Source organism: Okeania sp. SIO2C9, from assembly GCF_010672455.1.
In the GTDB taxonomy this organism is placed as follows: Bacteria; Cyanobacteriota; Cyanobacteriia; order Cyanobacteriales; family Microcoleaceae; genus Okeania.
In genome coordinates, this window is record NZ_JAAHGO010000118.1 from 1 (window position 1) to 17,765 (window position 17,765).

Consider the following 17,765-nt stretch of genomic DNA (forward strand, 5'->3'; position numbering starts at 1 on the left):
GGTATCGTTTGTGTAAAAGTTGGCGTGGATATTTGCAGGAAATTTAAGTTTTTTTCTTGCCTGTTGCCTGTTGCCTGTTGCCTGTTGCCTATTTACTATACAAGACCGATGCTACCGGACATGATATTATATCATCTCCGGTTGAACAGTTATAAATAAACTACTCAGAATTCAGCAATTCTGCAATTCAGAAGGGAAGAAAAAATAAAAGAAGGAGAAAGTTTTTTTATCACTAATTATCCGGACATGATATAACTGATAATTACTGTACGATAATTGATTTCATTTTTGATTTTTGGAGATGTCTAATAATATCATGTTCGGATAATCAGTTATAAATAAAATTAAGGACTGACAATACCGATAGTGCCAAATAAATACTGAAATTATCTTGACTTTTCTCCAATATTTCCTCTTTTTCTCCTTTCTTCCCTCCTGACTCCTGACTCCTGACTCCTGAGGACTCACAACAGTTATTTATAAGTATTCAACCGAACATGATATAACGCAATATTTTCCCTTCTTCCTTCTGCTAGATTTTTGGGTAATTTCAAGAGTTTTAAAGTATGAAAAAAGATATATTATCTTGCTCTTCGGTTTAGTATTAGCAGCTATTTTATCCATTCCTGCTAATTATTCTCTAGCAATATTGTTAACTTTACGCACTCCACAATTAACCCCCTCGCCAACTCCACAAATAATAGTGGATAATTTTTTGGTTTCATTTTCGCTTATATGGATAATTTTTTGGTTAAATATCGGCATGAACATCGGCAAAAATTGGCAAATTATTAAGGGTAGTATTATCATATTTGTTTCATTATTATTCCCTTGGATGTGGATAATTTTTTGGTTAAATATCGGCATGAACATCGGTAAAAATTGGCAAATTATTAGGGGTAGTATTATCGGTATATTGGTTTCATTATTATTCCCTTGGATGGCGATAAATTTAATAGGTATTCTATCTGCATATTCATTGCCTGCTTATTTAGGAGAAGCATCATTATTAGATAAAATTGTCAGATTCTTAACAATTCAATATGGAGGATTTTTAGCTAAAACATTATTCTACTTTCTTGGAACTGCTAGTTTTTTGATAGTGGGAATTCTCTTCAACTTTCTCCAGCAAAAGTACCAAACAACTCAATTCAATCAAAAAAATCTCTCCAACTGTCTATATTAACAACAATCTTAGGTATGAGCAGTAGTTCTTTAATGATAAATGTGATGCCAAAGTTTTTCATACCAGTGTGGCTAATAACTGCTGTATATTTATTCAGAATAATTCGTCAGTAATAGTGGCAATATAGAAATAAGGAAGGCAGAAGGCAGAAGGCAGAAGGGAAAGAAAGGTTAAAAGAGAGAAGTTTTTTTATCGCTAATTATCTGGACATAATATTACATTTTGGATATTTCATGTTCTTAATTCTATAATATTTATCATTACTTTTCAGCAACGCCGATAATATTATGAAGATTTTGATTGTTAGTATTAGATTTCCTTTCGGGATTATTGCCTCAATATTTATCATGATTTTGACATTGTTTGTAGGGGTATTTTTCGGCATTAGATTTGCTTATTATGCAGTCTTAGGTAACAAGCGCTTTATAGAGAATAATCTTATTCCCTGTTTGGGAATGGGTGTTCGATCCAGATACAGGACAAGACCTTAATAATGAACTTTAATGATATAGAAAATTAAGCTGATTAGCAATTTGCGATCGCCAACTAATATCAACTTCTTTGAATCAAGATAAAAAGGAATACTAGAAGAGCGATCGCGTTTATTTTACTTAGCTTTTCCAATATCCAATATCATGGATGGTTTAGAGTATCTTTTAAAAGTTTTCAATACTAATACTACTAAGTTATATCCAGATTAAACGAATTTATTCAGTTTCTCTAAACTCCTATATTTTTTTCATTCAACCACCAGTAACTGTCACGGAATAATTAAATTTAAAAGGCTGAAAACTTTTTCCATCTTTGGCACTCCCAATAATTTCTAAATCATAAACACCAGCTTGGGGAAAAGTAATTTCTGCTCCTGGTATATCTTGATATTGTTCAGTATCAATACCTTTTAATTCTGGATTCATTATCGGTTTACTTTCAGCATTACGAGGTTGAGAATAAACATTTAATTGACAATCACATTCACTAAAAGGAAGACTTTTTCCACCCTTGCGAGTGAGAGCAAACCAAGCTAAAGAAGGTTTACCTACCTTGGGATTATGATTAGGAGTAATGTGAAAAGTACAAGCAACATCTTCAGAAACTTCAACATTATGAGCTTTAAATTTGACAAAAGAATGAACTGGGTTAGTCAGTTTTTGAACTTCTAAAATAGACTCTTTATTTTTGGCATAAGCAAACTGGAAGTAATTTATTTTTTGACTGTCTGTAGATAAAAATATCGGCTCTAAATCATATTTTTTTTGATTACTAGAAAATAATTCTGACGAAAAATCGTTCTTAAGTTTTGTCGTTTCTCCCCCCAAAGAAAACGCCAAAATAAACAAAGCAATATTTAGACTAATTTTCCATAAAAAAAACATTTTTTACCTTCTCCAAAATTTATTATAAAAGAGCATTTTGGCTATATTTAGCTTATTTTAAATTCTCAGATTACCTCAGAATTATGGTAAGCATTCAGCTGTCAGCCATCAGCTATCAGCTATTGCTTTTAGTTTAAGATAAAAGCAATATTTAATTCTCTTACTAAAAAAGTTGGCTCCCTTGCCTTTAAAATCTATTTTAATTTAAACACTGTCCTATATTGAGAGAGTCTTATTGCTGATAGCTGACAGCTAATAGCTGAATGCTTACGAATTATGTACTTATATCATGTCCTGATAATTAGCGCTCAAAAAACTTTCTCTTTCTTCTTCTTTCTTTCCTCCTGACTCCTGAGGACTGAGGACTGACTCCTTTGTGGTGCTACATATCCTGATAATTAGTGCTTAAACAACTTTCTCTTTTTTCTTCTTTCTTTCCTCCTGACTCCTGAGGACTGAGGACTGACTCCTTTGTGGTGCTACATAATATTTGCCTATAGAAAATAAAGACCAAAACTGATGTGAACGTATAATCAAAACAACTAATATTGTCATACCCAAAAAAACAGCACGCAACTGATTTCCGAAACTCCATTCCAATGCACCCAAATAGTGGGAACCCACCGCCACCACATGAACTCCACATAACAAAAATGCCGGAACACTCAACAAATGCAACCTTCGCCACCACTTACCCAAATATTTCACCGCTCCATCAAAACTCGTCAGCGCTAGCGGTAACATTAACCCCAAACCAAAAATACCTGCCCATATTCCTACCTGATGCAGAGGTAACATAAACGATACTGCCTGCATATTCCAATTTAAACTGTGGTCTAACATTTTTCCTGTATGCGCCACCGACAAAACAAATGCTCCCATTCCTATTGCTCGTCGATAACGTAGAGGTTGACTCCAAAACCGACTCAGAGGTCGCGCTACCAAGGCTAACATTAAACATAATATTGCAGCAGAACCACTGTAGTCCACCATCTCACCATTTCGCATGACTACCATGATGCCAGTAAAAATACTCACCCATCCTGCCATCTGGAATAGTTGACTACGTTTGTCTGCGCTCAAAAAAGATGTCAACATTCCTACCCCTAACATTGAGGGTAATGTTCCCAACCCAAACGCCAACATAGTCGCTCCACCTAACCAGATATTGCTAGTTTCTGCCGCTTTAATTTGAGCCGCATAGAGAAAACCGCATGGCATCAAACCCCAGACTAAACCGAGAAAAGCGGGAGTCCACCATTTGTTTTCCATGGAGAGGTTAACCATGACTGTACTGAGGCGGTTATGTAGGTTGTTTTCTTTCAAGGGATGGAATATTGGTAGTTTGGGTAATAGTTGTGGTTGCACTTTTGCCAGACCAAACCAAATTAGCATTAAACCTGTGAGTATTGCTAACCACCGTCGCAAGTCACTGTCGATGCCAGCTAAATGACCGCTTGCGACTAATACTGAACCTAATGCACCAATACCAGCACCAGTTAAGGTATAGCTACAGAGGCGGCCGAGGTTAAGCAGGGTATGAAATTGAAATTGATGCCATTTGTTAGGAGGAGTTGAAGATAAAAAATCTGTTCCGCTCCGCGATAGAACATCCGTTCCGCTACGCGATAGAACATCCGTTCCGCTCCGCGAACGCGCAGAAAGAGAGAAAGTTGCAGTCAATGGTCCGCACATTCCGACGCAGTGACCGAAACTGCCAAGAAATCCTAAAGTTGTTAATAGTAATAGGTCTAATAGCACGTTTTTTTCAGGGATAGTACCCAAATAAATGAACTCAGAACTCAGAACTCAGAACTCAGAGCTCAGAAGTTATTTTGTAACGGGGATTTGAGCTTCGCTCCAAAAATATTTGTTCTCATAATTAACTTATATTCTCTACTTTAGTTTTTTCAAAGATAGATCGCCTACTCCACTTTCCAAACAGCCAACAAATTCTTTGGCCACTTCCAACATTGAAATAACTTTTTCCTCTTTTTCTGAAATCTCTTGTTTTTGCCCTTTAAACTTTAAAAATTCAATAAAATCTAAAACATCCTGCTGTTGTTTAGGAGTTAATATTTTCAGGCTTTCTAAAATTATTTGTTCGTAACTAATTGCTTGAGTCATTTGTTTATTTGCCTACTACATTTAATAGATTTTTTTTGAAATTTTAGCAAATTTTCGATATTAAAATTACCAATGTTATCTTTTTCTTTTGGGTTTAATACCCCACCGTCTACACGCTGTTGACAAACAATTGGTTGGAGTTTGAGTCCCCATCCACTTTTTACTTCTTCCTTCTTCCTCTCTTGGTGCGCATTCCCTTGCGACTGGCGTCGTCGCGGGGTCGCACCGCTTTTTCCTTCTTCCTTCTTCAACAAATTACTTTCAATTTCATTTAGCTGAAGGTCTCTCTAGGTACTTTTTATTATAAGATAAATCCCCAATGCCACTATCAACACAACCAACCCATTGTTTAGCAGCTTCATAAGCAAATATTGGTTTTTTTTTCAGGGGTAGGAGTTTCTCTCTTTTGGCTTTTACTATGCAAAAATCCAATAAAATCTAAAACCTCCTGCTGTTGTTGAGGAGTTAAATTTTTCACGTTTTCTAAAATTATTTGTTCGTAACTAATTGCTTGAGTCATTTGTTTATTTCTCTACTACATTTAATAGATTTATTTAGATTTTAGCAGATTTTCGATATTAAAATTACCAAGATTATCAAATTACTTTCAATTTCATTTTATTGAAGGTCTCTCTAGGTACTTTTTATTATAGGATAAATCCCCAATTCCACTATCAACACAACCAACCCATTGTTTAGCAGCTTCATAAGCAGATATTGGTTCTTTTTCAGGGGTAGGAGTTTCTATCTTTTGGTTTTTACTATGCAATAATTCAATAAAATATAAAACTTCCTGCTGTTGTTGAGGAGTTAAATTTTTCACGTTTTCTAAAATTATTTTTTCGTAACTAATTGCTTGAGTCATTTGTTTATTTCCCTGTTAAGTTAAACAAATTTATTGACATCTTAACAGATTTTTATTGTGACACATAGTCCGTAGACTAATAATCTACAAATTATCAAAATCTAGGGTCTGGATAAACCAAAAAGTCAGATTATGACTGCCCTTGGTCGTCTAATTAAACAACACCGGATTAAATTGGGAATTTCTCAAGAAGAGCTTGGATTTCGATCTAAGTTATATATACCTATATATCTGGACTAGAACGTGGTGTGAGAAATCCTTCTCTAACTGCTCTTGTTAGTTTAGCTGGCGGAATGGGTATAAGTGTATCAGAACTTCTTGATAATTTAGAGGCAGAAACTAATAATATAGAGTGAGCAATCAAGACTTAGTAGAAAAGTTAAAATCTACATTTAGAAAAAACTAAACTCAATTAAAAGTATTTAATCTTTTATCAGATAGAGAATGGCATTGCCGTAGTTGTGAAGGTAAAAACGTAGCATCAGAAAAATATGCAGGTGGAGGTGGTCTTCAAGGATTACAAAGAGGTACAAAAAGTCGCCCTGGTTTAGACATTAAAACTGAAATAAATTTCTGCAATACTTGTCAAAAACAAACAACATGGGATTGTTGGACAGGACAAGTTAAAGCAGCAAATGCTCCTGCTAATATTCCCTCAGAATTAGTCTAAAAAATATTATCTGTCTATTCGTATGTAGATGTGATTGAACAAAGACAACGACCGCGACATGAAATTGTTATTGACCATCGCTTTCCAATGGAAAGATGGGGAAATGTTGAAGAAACTCATAACTTAAATAGGGTTTGCGCATGGAAAGTCTTTTTGCTGAGGTAGGAGACAGGAGACAGGAGACAACCGACCCCTCGCCCCTGCCCCTCCCAGGAGGGGAAGACAGGAGAAATGGGAATGAGCGAGGAGGTAGGAGTAAGAATTGTCTCTCAATTTTTCTGCTTCTCGGTAATGAAAATTGGCCTCGTAATATACCTTAAGTTGGAAAAGATGCTGAGACTGGGTGTATCGGATATGGTTGGTATAATTTTGAGATTTGGCGAAATACTCTTAATCAAAAACTAACTGAGTTTAAATAAGATAATTAACTATTATTTACTTTGATTTTCTAGGGTAATTTTATTTAAAAAAGGAATCAACGCATAACCTATACATTCTGCTAAACGAGGAGGTACAGCATTACCAATTTGCCACATCGCTTTTTTTCATAGAACCCTCAAAAATAAAAGAGTCAGGAAAACTTTGTAATCTTGCCATTTTTCTTGCTGAAATTACCCGGTTAAGGTAAGGATGAATATGAGTACCACCATGATTTTCTTTGATAGTCATACTTGGTTTATCCAAATATTGTCGCTTAAAAGCATCAGCATAAGTTTTATATAAAGAACAACCAGGAGGCACTTTAGCAAGTCTTTTCATGTATTCTTGTGAATGTCGAGTCCATTGATGATTAATTTCTGGAATCGGAGTTAATTCTGGAAGGTCAGAAATTGCTGATTCAATTGGTTTATATTGATGGGGTAATAGTTGAGGCTTTGGATAAGGATTTATCGTGCCAAATTTATTGGCAATAAAAATAGTTCTAGGGCGAATTTGTGGAATTCCATAAGCAGCAGATTCTAGAATTGCTACAGATACATTAGAATAACCAATATCGATAAATGCTTGACAAATTTATTTTTTAACAGCACCTTTTTTCATAGTAATAATTCCAGGCACATTTTCCATAACAATATACCAAGGACGAATTTCATCAACTACTCTCACAAATTCTCGAAATAAATTATTTCTAGGGTCATCAGGATTACGTTTTCCGGCAACTGAAAAACCCTGACATGGAGGACTTCCTACTACTAAATGTATTTCTGGTGAACCAATTTGATTGAGCCATTCTGTAGAATTAAATTCTTTGATATCCCCAGAAAAATGATGAGATGTAGGAAAATTTATTCTATGGGTTGCTGATGCTATTAAATTTTATTCAACACTTACTATTGGTTTAAACCCTGCTTGAACTAAACCTTGTGTCATTCCTCCAGCACCGCAGAACAAATCGATAAATTTATAATCAGATTTCAATATGGGTTTCTCTTCAGTTTTAATTAATTTTTTATATGGGTCGCTGTCATTATTGTTTAATTCATATTGAATTTTTTCATAACGCCCTAGTTTTGCTTTTTTATGATGATTTTTATCCTTTTGATTCTCTAAATCAGGAAATAAAGATAGTTGTTTTTCTTCCATTAAATTTGACCTGTATATGTTTTTTAGTAAAGTTAAAAATCCGAAAATATAAAACTTTCTGCTGTTGTGCTGAAGCTAATTTTTTCAGTCTTTATCAAATTGTTTTTTTTTGACCGAAAAATTTTGGTTTCAAGCCTCCTCTTTCAAGAGGATAAAAAAATAATCTTTCGTATTTTCAAGCCTCCGACTAAAGCTGGAGGTACTGATAACTGATAACTGATAACTGATAACTGAAATGACTAACTCCTTGAGTTACTTGTTTATTTTTCTGTGGGACTTAATCAAATTTTGCCCTTAAATAAATATATTCATATTCTCATTTCAATACTTTTGACTTTTAACTTTTGACTTTTGAATTCCGCGTAGCAGCACTATTTAAATTTCTATTCAAACTCTGGTGCCCACACTTCTGCTACAGGTAATTTCCATCCAGGCAATATTTCTGCTACTTCTAAAACATCCCCATCTCTCAGGACAATTTTCTCTCTCATAAACCGATAAACTTCCATTGTTCGACTGCGGGGGTCTACTAACACACCGACAATAGTTCCTAACTCTAGAAAATCTTGTATTTTTTGACGCAATTTTGGTAATTTATCCCTCTTAGATTTAACTTCAAAAATTAGATCGGGAACTAACTTAACATAATCTTCTGTGGGACGGGGTAATTTTTTCGCACTAATAAAAGAAGCATCTGGAGTGCGAATATCTCCATCTGCATTCGGTAAGCGAAAACCTCCACTAGAAGCAATAACTCTACCTAATTTCCGAGATCGTACCCAGTTGCGTAACTGAGCAACTATTTCTGCAGCTACTTCATCAGATTCTAAACCAGAAGGACTCATAACAATAATTTCTCCACTTACTAATTCCATCCGATAATCTCCATAGTCTACTTGCAACTTTTCTAAGTCTTTAACCGTTAAACCTGACATAGTTATCTCTCCTTTTTTTGTGCTTAATTAAATGTTAAAATATTCCTCCCTCACCGAATAATTAAAGTGGAAGTCTCTGAGTTAAAGAAAAAATAAATCTAACAAATTCTTTTCGTCAATCCTTTGATTTTAAGAAGAAGTAATTATTAATTTTTAAAATCCTAAACCTAAGACCCACAATTTTTATTTTTCTTATCTATTTCTTCTTCCTTCACTAATAAGTTTTAAACACAACTCCCGAAAATGTTCTCCTCGTTGTTCAAAATTTTGATATTGGTCGAAACTTGCACAAGCAGGAGACAATAATACAACGTTTGCATCATATTTTTTTGCTAATGCTGCACCTCTAATTACTGCTCGCTCCATTTCTCCTACTATTTCATAATTATGAAAGTTAATTTTTTGTAGTCTCTTGGCAAAAGTCTCAGCAGCATCACCTATTAATAAAACAGCAGCAACTTTTTCCTTAATTCGTCGCAACCAGTCATTATCATTACCCTGTTTAGCTTCCCCACCAGCAATTAATAATACAGGTCCTGGTACAGCACTTAAACCCATTGCTGCAGCATCATAATTTGTTGCTTTACTATCATTGAGAAAATCTACTCCATTCCAAGTGCAAATATATTCTAAGCGATGAGGTACACCAGGAAATGTTTTCACTGCTTCAGCGATCGCCTCTTTTTCTATTCCTGCTAATTTCGCTACTGCGACTGCCATCAATAAATTCTGTTGATTATGACTTCCCAACATTCGCAGGGACTCTACAGAAACTATTTTTTCCCCTAACGCTACTACCCATCCATTCTCAATGTAAATTCCTTTGGCAGTATCTCCCATTAAGTTAGCTTTACCTTTGATACTTGTCCAGTGAGCATTATTTCCAAGGTTAGTTGCATTTTGACGTATATACGAGTCGTCACTATTGAAAACTTGTATTTGAGAGCGATTTAATAAAGATGCTTTAATATTAAAATAATTTTCTATTGTATGGTGACGACTAAGATGATCGGGAGTCAAAGTTGTCCAAACACCAATCTGAGGCGTAAGGGTGCTTGATGATTCTATTTGATAGCTGCTAATTTCTGCAATTACCCAATCTGGTGGAGTTTCTAATAAAGCTAATTCACAGGCAGCATATCCAATGTTACCACAGGCAGGAGCGTTTAATCCTGCGGTCTGAAAAATTGCAGCAACTAAAGCAGTGGTAGTAGTTTTGCCATTAGTACCAGTTATCCCTACCCAAGGGGAAGATTTGAGATATCGCCATGCTAATTCCATTTCTCCAATAGTTTCAATTCCACTTTCTCTAGCACGTTGGAGTGGGGGTATATCCCAAGGTACACCGGGACTAACAACGACTAAATCTAAAGATGTTTCTGGTTCAAATGAATAACCTAACTTAACAGTAATACCTTCTTGAGTTAATTTTTGCTGTTGTTGTTCAAGAGAGTCGGATGTGTTTCGATCGCTCAATTCCACTTCCCAACCATTTTTTTTGAGCAGTCGCGCAGCAGCAACACCTGATTTTCCTAAACCAATAATATGAGTTTTTGGCATAATAAATATTTTTTGGTAGATATCTGGGTAATTTGTAAATTTACCAAATGATAGTCATTTGAATTTTACAACAGAGTGTGCTAGAAAGCTTTTGTCGGGATGGCTTTTCTCACAATTAAAAACTGACAATTTTAACTTTCATAACTTCAAAAAAAGCATTATTTATAGGGGCAACTATAGAGGTATTTCCTGAAAAAAAACTCAAAATAATTGTGCCAAATTATCGCTTAATCAGCAGTAGTAGACTGACACACCTAAAACTGTGCAATAAGTGTAGCTTGGGTTGAGGGACTATCTTCGCAGCTTATCCGTTAGGATAAACCCAACAGCAATCTTTCTCCCCCACTCCCCTACTCCCCTACTCCCCTACTTTCTAATGAACCACTCAAGGTGTGTTGCTCCAGTAGGGTGAGTTAATGAAATGTAACGCATCAAATTAGTATTTCCTCAACTAATAACCCACATTCCGCACTTCAATTTGTCACATAAAAATTAGCATAAAATCCGTAGCTTGCTTAGGTATTTATACTATATAAATTATCTTCATTTACTTCGATCAGGAGTCAAATTCTCAGTTAAATATTAAGCATAAATACTTGCAGTATTGATTACTCAATCACGGTAGCTATGATTTTATTCTAAAATTCTGTCTCCTGTCTTCCCCTCCCCTCCAAGGAGGGGGAGGGGCGAGGGGTGGGTTGTCTCCTGACTCCTTCTTCGATACTACATTTTGTGGTGCGGAATGTGGTTCAACAATTAATAATGAATAATGAATAATTACCTCTCCATGAATTGAAGAGGATTGACAAATTCATGAAAATTTTTCTTCACAGGAGTCGATGGTCGGACAGTTCCGAGACCTCGCCATCCCATCCTAACGGACTGCTCCGCAAACGACCGCTTATTATCCCCTATCCAAGGGGAGGCGCATACCCACAATTTTTCGGTAATAATACTAGACCTAAATATCTAACATAATGCTAGTGCTGTGTTATGGATTGTTAAATACCTTTGAGAGCTTGTATTTTAGCCGTAATGGCACTTTTTTGACTTTTGAGTTTTGACTTTTGCTATGAACTATGAACTATGGGTCTAGGAATAATTCACCTACTGTCACAAAAAATTCTATCTGTGCCGCCCTAGTGTAGGATGGTAGAAATAACTAACCAGTTATAGCGCTGTGCGAAGGCAACAGGCAACAGTTCCGGAAGGCAACAGAGGGAATAAAAAAACCAATAATATAAGACTTTTAGCTATTGAACAGTTCTTGTAATTTGTAAATATGCCAGCGCACATTGCTATGAAAAATCCTAAAAGCCTTACCAATCAATACTTTTGACTTTTTATTTTTAACTTTTGACTTTTAACTTCCGCGTAGTGGCACTAGCTTTTAACTATTTCTCCAAAATCTGCCAATACCCGTGCATTATTACGGAGTAACCCTAATAAATTTAATCGATTCTGTTTAATTTTCGGGTCTGGGTCCATTACTAATACACTTTCCGGCCCATCAAAGAAATTACTTACTGTTGGGGCAATTTGTGCCAAAGCATCTACTAACTGTTGATAATTTCTGGTTTGTTGAGATACTTTTGTTTGGGGAACTAAGTCAACTAAAGCATTATAAAATGCTAATTCTGATTCACTTTTAAATAAGTTTAAATCCACATTTTTTTCAGGTGCGAGTTGTATTTTATCCAACTCACCTTGAGCTGCCAAACGAGTTGAACGGTTTACAGTTTCATAGATTTGGTCAAGCAGACCATTTTGCCGAATATTTTGTAAGAAAACTGCCCGATTTCGTACATCTAATAAATCTTTTAATGCTCGTTCGGTATATTCAGAATCATTATTGCCTAATACGGCATTTACCAAATCATAATCAATATTTTTTTCCTCTTGTAAAATTGTTTTAATTCGCTGCAAAAAGAAGTCATATAATTGTGGCAATAACTCTGACTCTGCTTGGGGATAAAAGTTAGTAAAATCTACAGCAATCTGTTCTAATAATTGATGTAAATTTATCGACAAATCCGCTGACCAAGTAATATTTACCACCGCATTTGCTGCCCGGCGTAAAGCGAAGGGGTCCGAGGAACCTGTGGGTAACATTCCCAATCCAAAAATACTTACCAAAGTATCAAGTTTATCTGCCAAACTCACAACTTGACCGCTAATACTTTCCGGTAAAATATCTCCAGCACCTCTAGGTAAATAATGTTCAAAAATTGCCATTGCTACAGCTTCATTTTCCCCACAAGCACGAGCATATTTTTCTCCCATTATTCCCTGTAGTTCGGGAAATTCATAAACCATTTGAGTTACTAAGTCAGCTTTGCAAAGTAGAGCTGCCCTTTCTATATTTTTGCTTTCTTCTTGACTGACTTTTAACTGTTCAGCTATTAACTTAGCTATCTTAACAATACGTTCGACTTTTTTCCGCACCGAACCTAGTTTAGCTTGAAAAGTTACAGCTTCCAATTCAGGTAAATAACTTTCTAATGGTTTAGCTAAATCTGCCTTATAGAAAAATTGCCCATCAGCTAATCTAGCTCTAATTACTCGTTCGTTTCCTTTAGCAATAATCTCTGACTTTTCCGGGTCGCCATTAGAAATAGTAATAAAATATGGCAATAATTCAACTTTTGCTTTAGGAGTTGTTGTGGATTTCAAAACAGGAAAGTAACGTTGATGTGTCACCATAACCGTTGTTGTTACTTCCGAGGGCAAAATCAAAAATTCTTCATCAATTTTACCAACTACTGCGGTCGGCCATTCCACTAAATTTGTAACTTCTGCTAATAATTCTTTCGGAACTTCTGCTGTGCCTTGAACTTTTTTTACTACAGTTTGTATTTGTTGTTCAATTTGACTCTTTCTTTGTTGAAAATCTACTTCTACACAAGCTTTTTTCAAAACTTCTGCATAATCTTTTGCCCGGTCAATTTCTATAGATTCAGGATGCAAAACTCGATGTCCGTAGGATATACGACCAGAGGTAACTATCTCAGAACCATTTTCTAAATTTATCGGCAATATTTCCCCATCTAATAATGTTACTAACCATCGAATAGGGCGAGGAAATTTAATATCTCCATCTGCCCAACGCATAAATCTTTTACCTTCAAGTTTATTAATCCATTCAGGTACTAATTTGATAAGAATTTCTGCTGTTTGTTTACCCTGAATTTTTTTATTTACGAAGACAAAATCACCTTTTTCAGTCGGGCGTATTTCTAGGTCTTTTAATTCTATTTCTTGTTTTTTAGCAAAACCTTCTGCTGCTTTTGTAGGTTTACCATCTTTAAAAGCTGCCTTTGCCGGAGGACCCTTAATTTCTTCTTCTCGGTCTGGTTGTTGAGTAGGTAAATTGTTAATGACAACAGCTAAACGTCTGGGTGTGGCATATATTTTTACCCCATCATTTGTTAAGTATACCTCATTCAAAGCAGTAGGGATAAGTTTTTCCCACTGTGATATTGCTTCAGAGACAAAAGTTGCAGGTAATTCTTCTGTACCAATTTCTAATAAAAATGTTGGCATAGTAAAATATTGACAGATTTGGATATTATTATACCGTTTCACTAAAGTCAAAAGTCAAAATTCAAAAGTCAAAATTTAAAAGTGATATTTTAAGTACTTAAAACTTCTACTATACAGTAATCTCAGCTTATTATTTGACTTCATCATTTACCAACTATTTGTCACATTTTTTAAGTGAAATGGTATTTGTTAATTACAACAGTTTACCGAAAAATTGAGTTTAAAGCTTTCCCCTTCTAATATCAAATCTCACGCATTTTTGCTACATCTTCTTCAGCGGGGGAGTAGGGGAGTGGGTAGGGACGTTACATGCAACGTCCCTACAGGGAGTGAACCCACCCCTAACCCCTCCTGGGAGGGGAAGTAAACATAAGAATAATTAACAATAACTGGAGTGCTAATTATCAAAAAAGTTATTCAGTTAGCGTGTTAATTACTTAATAATTTAAGTGTCACTTAAGTTAAGTAAGTTAAGCATTCTTTTTTCATGCTTGGTATAAAACCAAATATCACACATTTTTGCTACGTCTTGTTGAAAGCAGACAATAGTAGGGACATTGCATAAGTGGTGGTGTATTGTCCGGCAATGTTTGTTAGGAAGTACGGCAGTAGGAGCATCTTACTCCCGTCACTGGTATTTCTTTTTGCTGTATACTATTATACTTATGAGGACTATCAGACCTAAGACCGTTTCACTAAAGTCAGAAGTCAAAAGTCAGAACTCAGAAGTGATACTTTAGGTACTTCAAAGCTAGGCATTGCTGAGGGGCGGGATGAATATAAGTGGGGTGGGTTCCTACCTGCGGTGAAAATATAAGGAACGGGAAAATATAAGGAACGGGCAAGATGCCCATTCCACAAAACTATTAAAATCCCAAGCACATTTATGCAACGCCCAAAGCTATACTATACAGTAATTTCAGCTTATTATTTTACTTCATCAGTTACTAACTATTTGTGACATTTTTTAAGTTAATTGGTATAATACCAATTCCTAAAAGTAATGCTTTACTTAGGTAAAACTTCAGCCATTAAGTAATTAACACAGGTAAAATAATTTTTTTGTTAATTTGAGTCAAGTTAATGTTAATTATTCTTATGTTTACCAAAAAATGAGGGTATGTGCCTCCCCTTTTAAGGGGATGAAAAAATATTTAACTCAGTATTTCAAGCCTCCGACTTTAGTTGGAGGTTCACTGATAACTGATAACTGATAACTGATAACTGAAATGACTTCTCCTACACTCCCCTACTCCCCTACTCCTCTACTCAAGAAAATGTAGAAAGTTTTTGAGAAATGGTATAAGACCTAAGACCTACCACCTAACACCTAATTCTGTGCAGCCTTAAATAAAATTGGTATAAGTTATAAGTTTTCAATTAACTATTCTATAACTATTATTTGTATTTTTAAATATTCTATAACTATCTGGAATAAATATTTTTCATCTTTATAAAAAAGCATAAATTTTAATTAAAATCTGCTATTTTTTATACCATATTAATCTTCTACTATAAGCTATTCAACAATTAATAATGAATAATGAATAATTATCTCTCCTTGAAAAGAAGAGGATTGAATAATAATGAAAATTTTTCTTTGTTATCCCCTTAAAAGGGGAGGCGCATACCCACAATTTTTCGGTAAATATATGACATTGAAGTTAGTTAAGCCAATAATAAGTAAATTCTTAATCCAGCACATACCTATAGCAAAAATCAAAATTAAATCTTTTTTCTTTCTAAATATTTATCTTTCCGATCTTCCATTACCTATTCAGCAACTCTTGTAAGAAGTTTAACTATTTTGTGCCTGAAGAGACAGACTTCGTAAGCAAGACAATTTATTTAGCGATCGCTTTTATTCCCTGTTATATATATAGATACGAATCACTTCCCTTTTACTTAGTTAATAGTTTCAATACAAAATCATAATCGTACCTGGGTACTAATAATTACATCCTGGAGACAAAAAAATTTTGTGAACCATAAGCATAAGATCGGGGTTATAATTATGGTTAAAGATGTAGACTAAAATTATGCCAATAACTTGCACTTGAGCCATCAATATTCATAACTATTATGTTTGAAGCCAAACACTGAACAATCCGAAATTGAGTCAGGCAAAAATGAAGAAGATACTCAAGCACTAAAATATGTAACTTCTACCTATTTAAAATATTTATTCTCATTCAATTCTCAGCAAATATTATCTACCCATTCAATTTTATCTCTTACTTTAGGGCTGATTAGGCTAAAATAGAATTTGATGAAAATATATAAAGTTGTTCTTCAGGTGAGAGGCCATGATATTTGAATAACTCACAGACTTGTAACTTAAATTTTCCTATCATAAATGTTAGAAAGAGAACTCCCGTTATAATCACGAGATTTAACCGTGAGAGTGTCAAAGAAATTCAATTATGATTATGTCCAAAGCCAAAAATTGGTTAACCAAAGACATTCGTATAATAATGCTTGCATAAGCAAACATTACCAGAGGTATATTCCTCTACCCCTGAAACACTCTAGCTTACTAAAAAGTCAAATTATGACCACTTTCAATATGTACATGGCTGCCGCAACCAAAACTAAAAGCCCTTATGTCTGTACTCCTAGAGATATTGCTCAATTGAACACATCAGCAATTATGGCTTGTGGGTTGACAATGACCTACCAATCTGGAAAACAGTCATACCAGGTACTGAAGAATATTGACTTGACAGTAAACAAAGGTGATGTCCAGCTATTGATGGGACCATCTGGTTCTGGTAAAACTACTTTACTGTCAATCTTAGCAGGATTGTTAACACCCACATCTGGTAGAGTATGTCTCCTGGGACAAGAAATCACTAAAATGTCCAGAAGCCAACTAGCCAAGTTTAGACTTAAGAATATCGGCTTTATTTTTCAGGGGTTTAACTTGTTCCCTGCATTGACGGCGAGAGAAAATATAGAAGTGGCTCTTAATATGAAGGGTATCAAGGGTAAGGCAGCAAAACATGAAGCTCAGGTACTTTTAGAGCAAGTTGGACTAGCGCCCCAGGCCAAACTACATCCAAGAGATTTATCTGGTGGCCAAAAACAAAGAGTGGCGATCGCCCGCGCACTATGTGGAAATCCTAGAGTCATCATGGCCGATGAACCCACAGCAGCGTTAGATTCTCACAGTGGTCATACAGTTATTGAGTTACTGCGTCGTCTTGCGAAAGAAGGTGGTTGTACAGTGTTAATGGTAACTCACGATCCTAGAATAGTAAGTTCTGCTGATAGAGTAGTTTATCTTGAAGATGGGGTTGTACAGGAAAATAAACAGTTATCAGATAATATTTTGTAATTTTAGTAATATGTTTGCACCTATAATTGTTGTAACTTCCCAGATATTAATGTAAGTCTGGGAATTTAATTTTTTTGTTTACCTTTCTTTGTTTTTATTGGCTACTTCTGTATTGTTTTATTTAGGGCTTACCGATCTAATCTAAAAGCATGGACATATAAAGACAAGTGCCTTTTTGGGGTCGAATTGCAGTGCCTGGTATCACGTCTAAAACGCTCAAATTTGAGCGTATTTTAGGCTCATAGTTGGGCAGAACAATCTGGGGACAATTCTTACTCCTACCTCCTCGCTCATTCCCATTTCTCCTGTCTCCTGTCTCCTGTCTCCTGTCTCCTACCCCCTACTAAAAGACTTTTTCAGCAAACCCTATTTAATTGTAAAATTTGTTCCTCGATAACACCCTTGAAAAGAAGTTAAATTAGTATTAGTAATTTTCTCAAGTTTAGTTACTGATGAGGTTGACTAACTATTGATAATTTGCTAATATTTGCTCACATAAGCTCCTATATGTTAATATAGCATTATGGGTTATGTTCCACTAAGGAAAGCCGTAGAAATACTTGGCTTGCATCCTAACACACT

Annotated in this window: 12 protein-coding genes and 1 pseudogene; 3 read left to right on the plus strand and 10 right to left on the minus strand. The window is 35.1% G+C overall.

From position 1 onward, the window contains the following. Positions 1-586 precede the first annotated feature (586 nt). Positions 587-1,186: a hypothetical protein gene (locus tag F6K23_RS37525; protein WP_293165860.1), complete on the plus strand. Its 600-nt coding sequence runs from the start codon at positions 587-589 to the stop codon at positions 1,184-1,186. Positions 1,187-1,929: 743 nt separating this feature from the next. Here F6K23_RS37525 and F6K23_RS37530 read toward each other — a convergent pair. The 6 genes from F6K23_RS37530 to F6K23_RS37555 all read right to left on the minus strand — a co-directional run bounded on the left by F6K23_RS37530 (position 1,930) and on the right by F6K23_RS37555 (position 5,554). Next, entirely contained in the window at positions 1,930-2,562 is a 633-nt protein-coding gene (locus F6K23_RS37530; RefSeq protein ID WP_293165862.1) for a hypothetical protein, read from the minus strand. 405 nt (positions 2,563-2,967) lie between these two features. Further along, a complete protein-coding gene (locus tag F6K23_RS37535; protein ID WP_293165864.1) occupies positions 2,968-4,323 on the minus strand; it encodes a sulfite exporter TauE/SafE family protein in 1,356 nt (451 codons plus the stop codon). Positions 4,324-4,458: 135 nt separating this feature from the next. After that, on the minus strand, positions 4,459-4,689 hold the full coding sequence (locus F6K23_RS37540) for a hypothetical protein (RefSeq protein ID WP_293165866.1): 231 nt from the start codon (positions 4,687-4,689) through the stop codon (positions 4,459-4,461). Continuing rightward, positions 4,686-4,940, minus strand: coding sequence for a hypothetical protein (locus tag F6K23_RS37545; protein ID WP_293165868.1), 255 nt, complete (start codon positions 4,938-4,940; stop codon positions 4,686-4,688). Before F6K23_RS37545 ends, F6K23_RS37540 begins: the two co-directional genes overlap by 4 nt. A gap of 107 nt (positions 4,941-5,047) precedes the next feature. Next, positions 5,048-5,209 (minus strand): DUF2281 domain-containing protein, encoded by a 162-nt coding sequence (locus tag F6K23_RS37550; protein ID WP_293165870.1) that lies wholly within the window; start codon positions 5,207-5,209, stop codon positions 5,048-5,050. 93 nt (positions 5,210-5,302) lie between these two features. Next, complete coding sequence (locus tag F6K23_RS37555) at positions 5,303-5,554, minus strand: DUF2281 domain-containing protein (RefSeq protein WP_293165872.1); 252 nt, start codon at positions 5,552-5,554, stop codon at positions 5,303-5,305. 248 nt (positions 5,555-5,802) lie between these two features. Here F6K23_RS37555 and F6K23_RS42530 point away from each other — a divergent pair, with 248 nt between their 5' ends. Then, positions 5,803-5,910 (plus strand): hypothetical protein, encoded by a 108-nt coding sequence (locus F6K23_RS42530; protein ID WP_367267932.1) that lies wholly within the window; start codon positions 5,803-5,805, stop codon positions 5,908-5,910. Positions 5,911-6,743: 833 nt separating this feature from the next. On the opposite strand, the pseudogene F6K23_RS37565 reads toward F6K23_RS42530, so the two are convergent. The 4 genes and pseudogenes from F6K23_RS37565 to glyS all read right to left on the minus strand — a co-directional run bounded on the left by F6K23_RS37565 (position 6,744) and on the right by glyS (position 13,846). Next, positions 6,744-7,808, minus strand: a pseudogene (locus F6K23_RS37565) (DNA cytosine methyltransferase). Positions 7,809-8,191: 383 nt separating this feature from the next. Then, a complete protein-coding gene (locus F6K23_RS37570; protein ID WP_293165874.1) occupies positions 8,192-8,743 on the minus strand; it encodes a Uma2 family endonuclease in 552 nt (183 codons plus the stop codon). A 192-nt stretch (positions 8,744-8,935) separates the two neighbouring features. Beyond that, complete coding sequence (murD, locus tag F6K23_RS37575) at positions 8,936-10,303, minus strand: UDP-N-acetylmuramoyl-L-alanine--D-glutamate ligase (protein ID WP_293165876.1); 1,368 nt, start codon at positions 10,301-10,303, stop codon at positions 8,936-8,938. Positions 10,304-11,686: 1,383 nt separating this feature from the next. Next, the gene (glyS, locus tag F6K23_RS37580; protein WP_293165878.1) at positions 11,687-13,846 is read right to left on the minus strand and encodes a glycine--tRNA ligase subunit beta; all 2,160 of its coding nucleotides are present in this window, start codon (positions 13,844-13,846) and stop codon (positions 11,687-11,689) included. Between the two features lie 2,551 nt (positions 13,847-16,397). On the opposite strand from glyS, the gene F6K23_RS37585 reads away from it, so the two are divergent. Beyond that, positions 16,398-17,183, plus strand: coding sequence for an ABC transporter ATP-binding protein (locus tag F6K23_RS37585; protein WP_367267933.1), 786 nt, complete (start codon positions 16,398-16,400; stop codon positions 17,181-17,183). Positions 17,184-17,765: the final 582 nt, after the last annotated feature.

What these genes read in the sequence shown, in the direction of transcription:
- glyS (WP_293165878.1), bottom strand. Translation starts at nt 13,846, where the DNA reads ATGCCAACATTTTTATTAGAAATTGGTACAGAAGAATTACCTGCAACT.
- F6K23_RS37555 (WP_293165872.1), bottom strand. Translation starts at nt 5,554, where the DNA reads ATGACTCAAGCAATTAGTTACGAAAAAATAATTTTAGAAAACGTGAAA.
- F6K23_RS37540 (WP_293165866.1), bottom strand. Translation starts at nt 4,689, where the DNA reads ATGACTCAAGCAATTAGTTACGAACAAATAATTTTAGAAAGCCTGAAA.
- F6K23_RS37585 (WP_367267933.1), top strand. Translation starts at nt 16,398, where the DNA reads ATGACCACTTTCAATATGTACATGGCTGCCGCAACCAAAACTAAAAGC.
- F6K23_RS37550 (WP_293165870.1), bottom strand. Translation starts at nt 5,209, where the DNA reads ATGACTCAAGCAATTAGTTACGAACAAATAATTTTAGAAAACGTGAAA.
- F6K23_RS37530 (WP_293165862.1), bottom strand. Translation starts at nt 2,562, where the DNA reads ATGTTTTTTTTATGGAAAATTAGTCTAAATATTGCTTTGTTTATTTTG.
- F6K23_RS37570 (WP_293165874.1), bottom strand. Translation starts at nt 8,743, where the DNA reads ATGTCAGGTTTAACGGTTAAAGACTTAGAAAAGTTGCAAGTAGACTAT.
- murD (WP_293165876.1), bottom strand. Translation starts at nt 10,303, where the DNA reads ATGCCAAAAACTCATATTATTGGTTTAGGAAAATCAGGTGTTGCTGCT.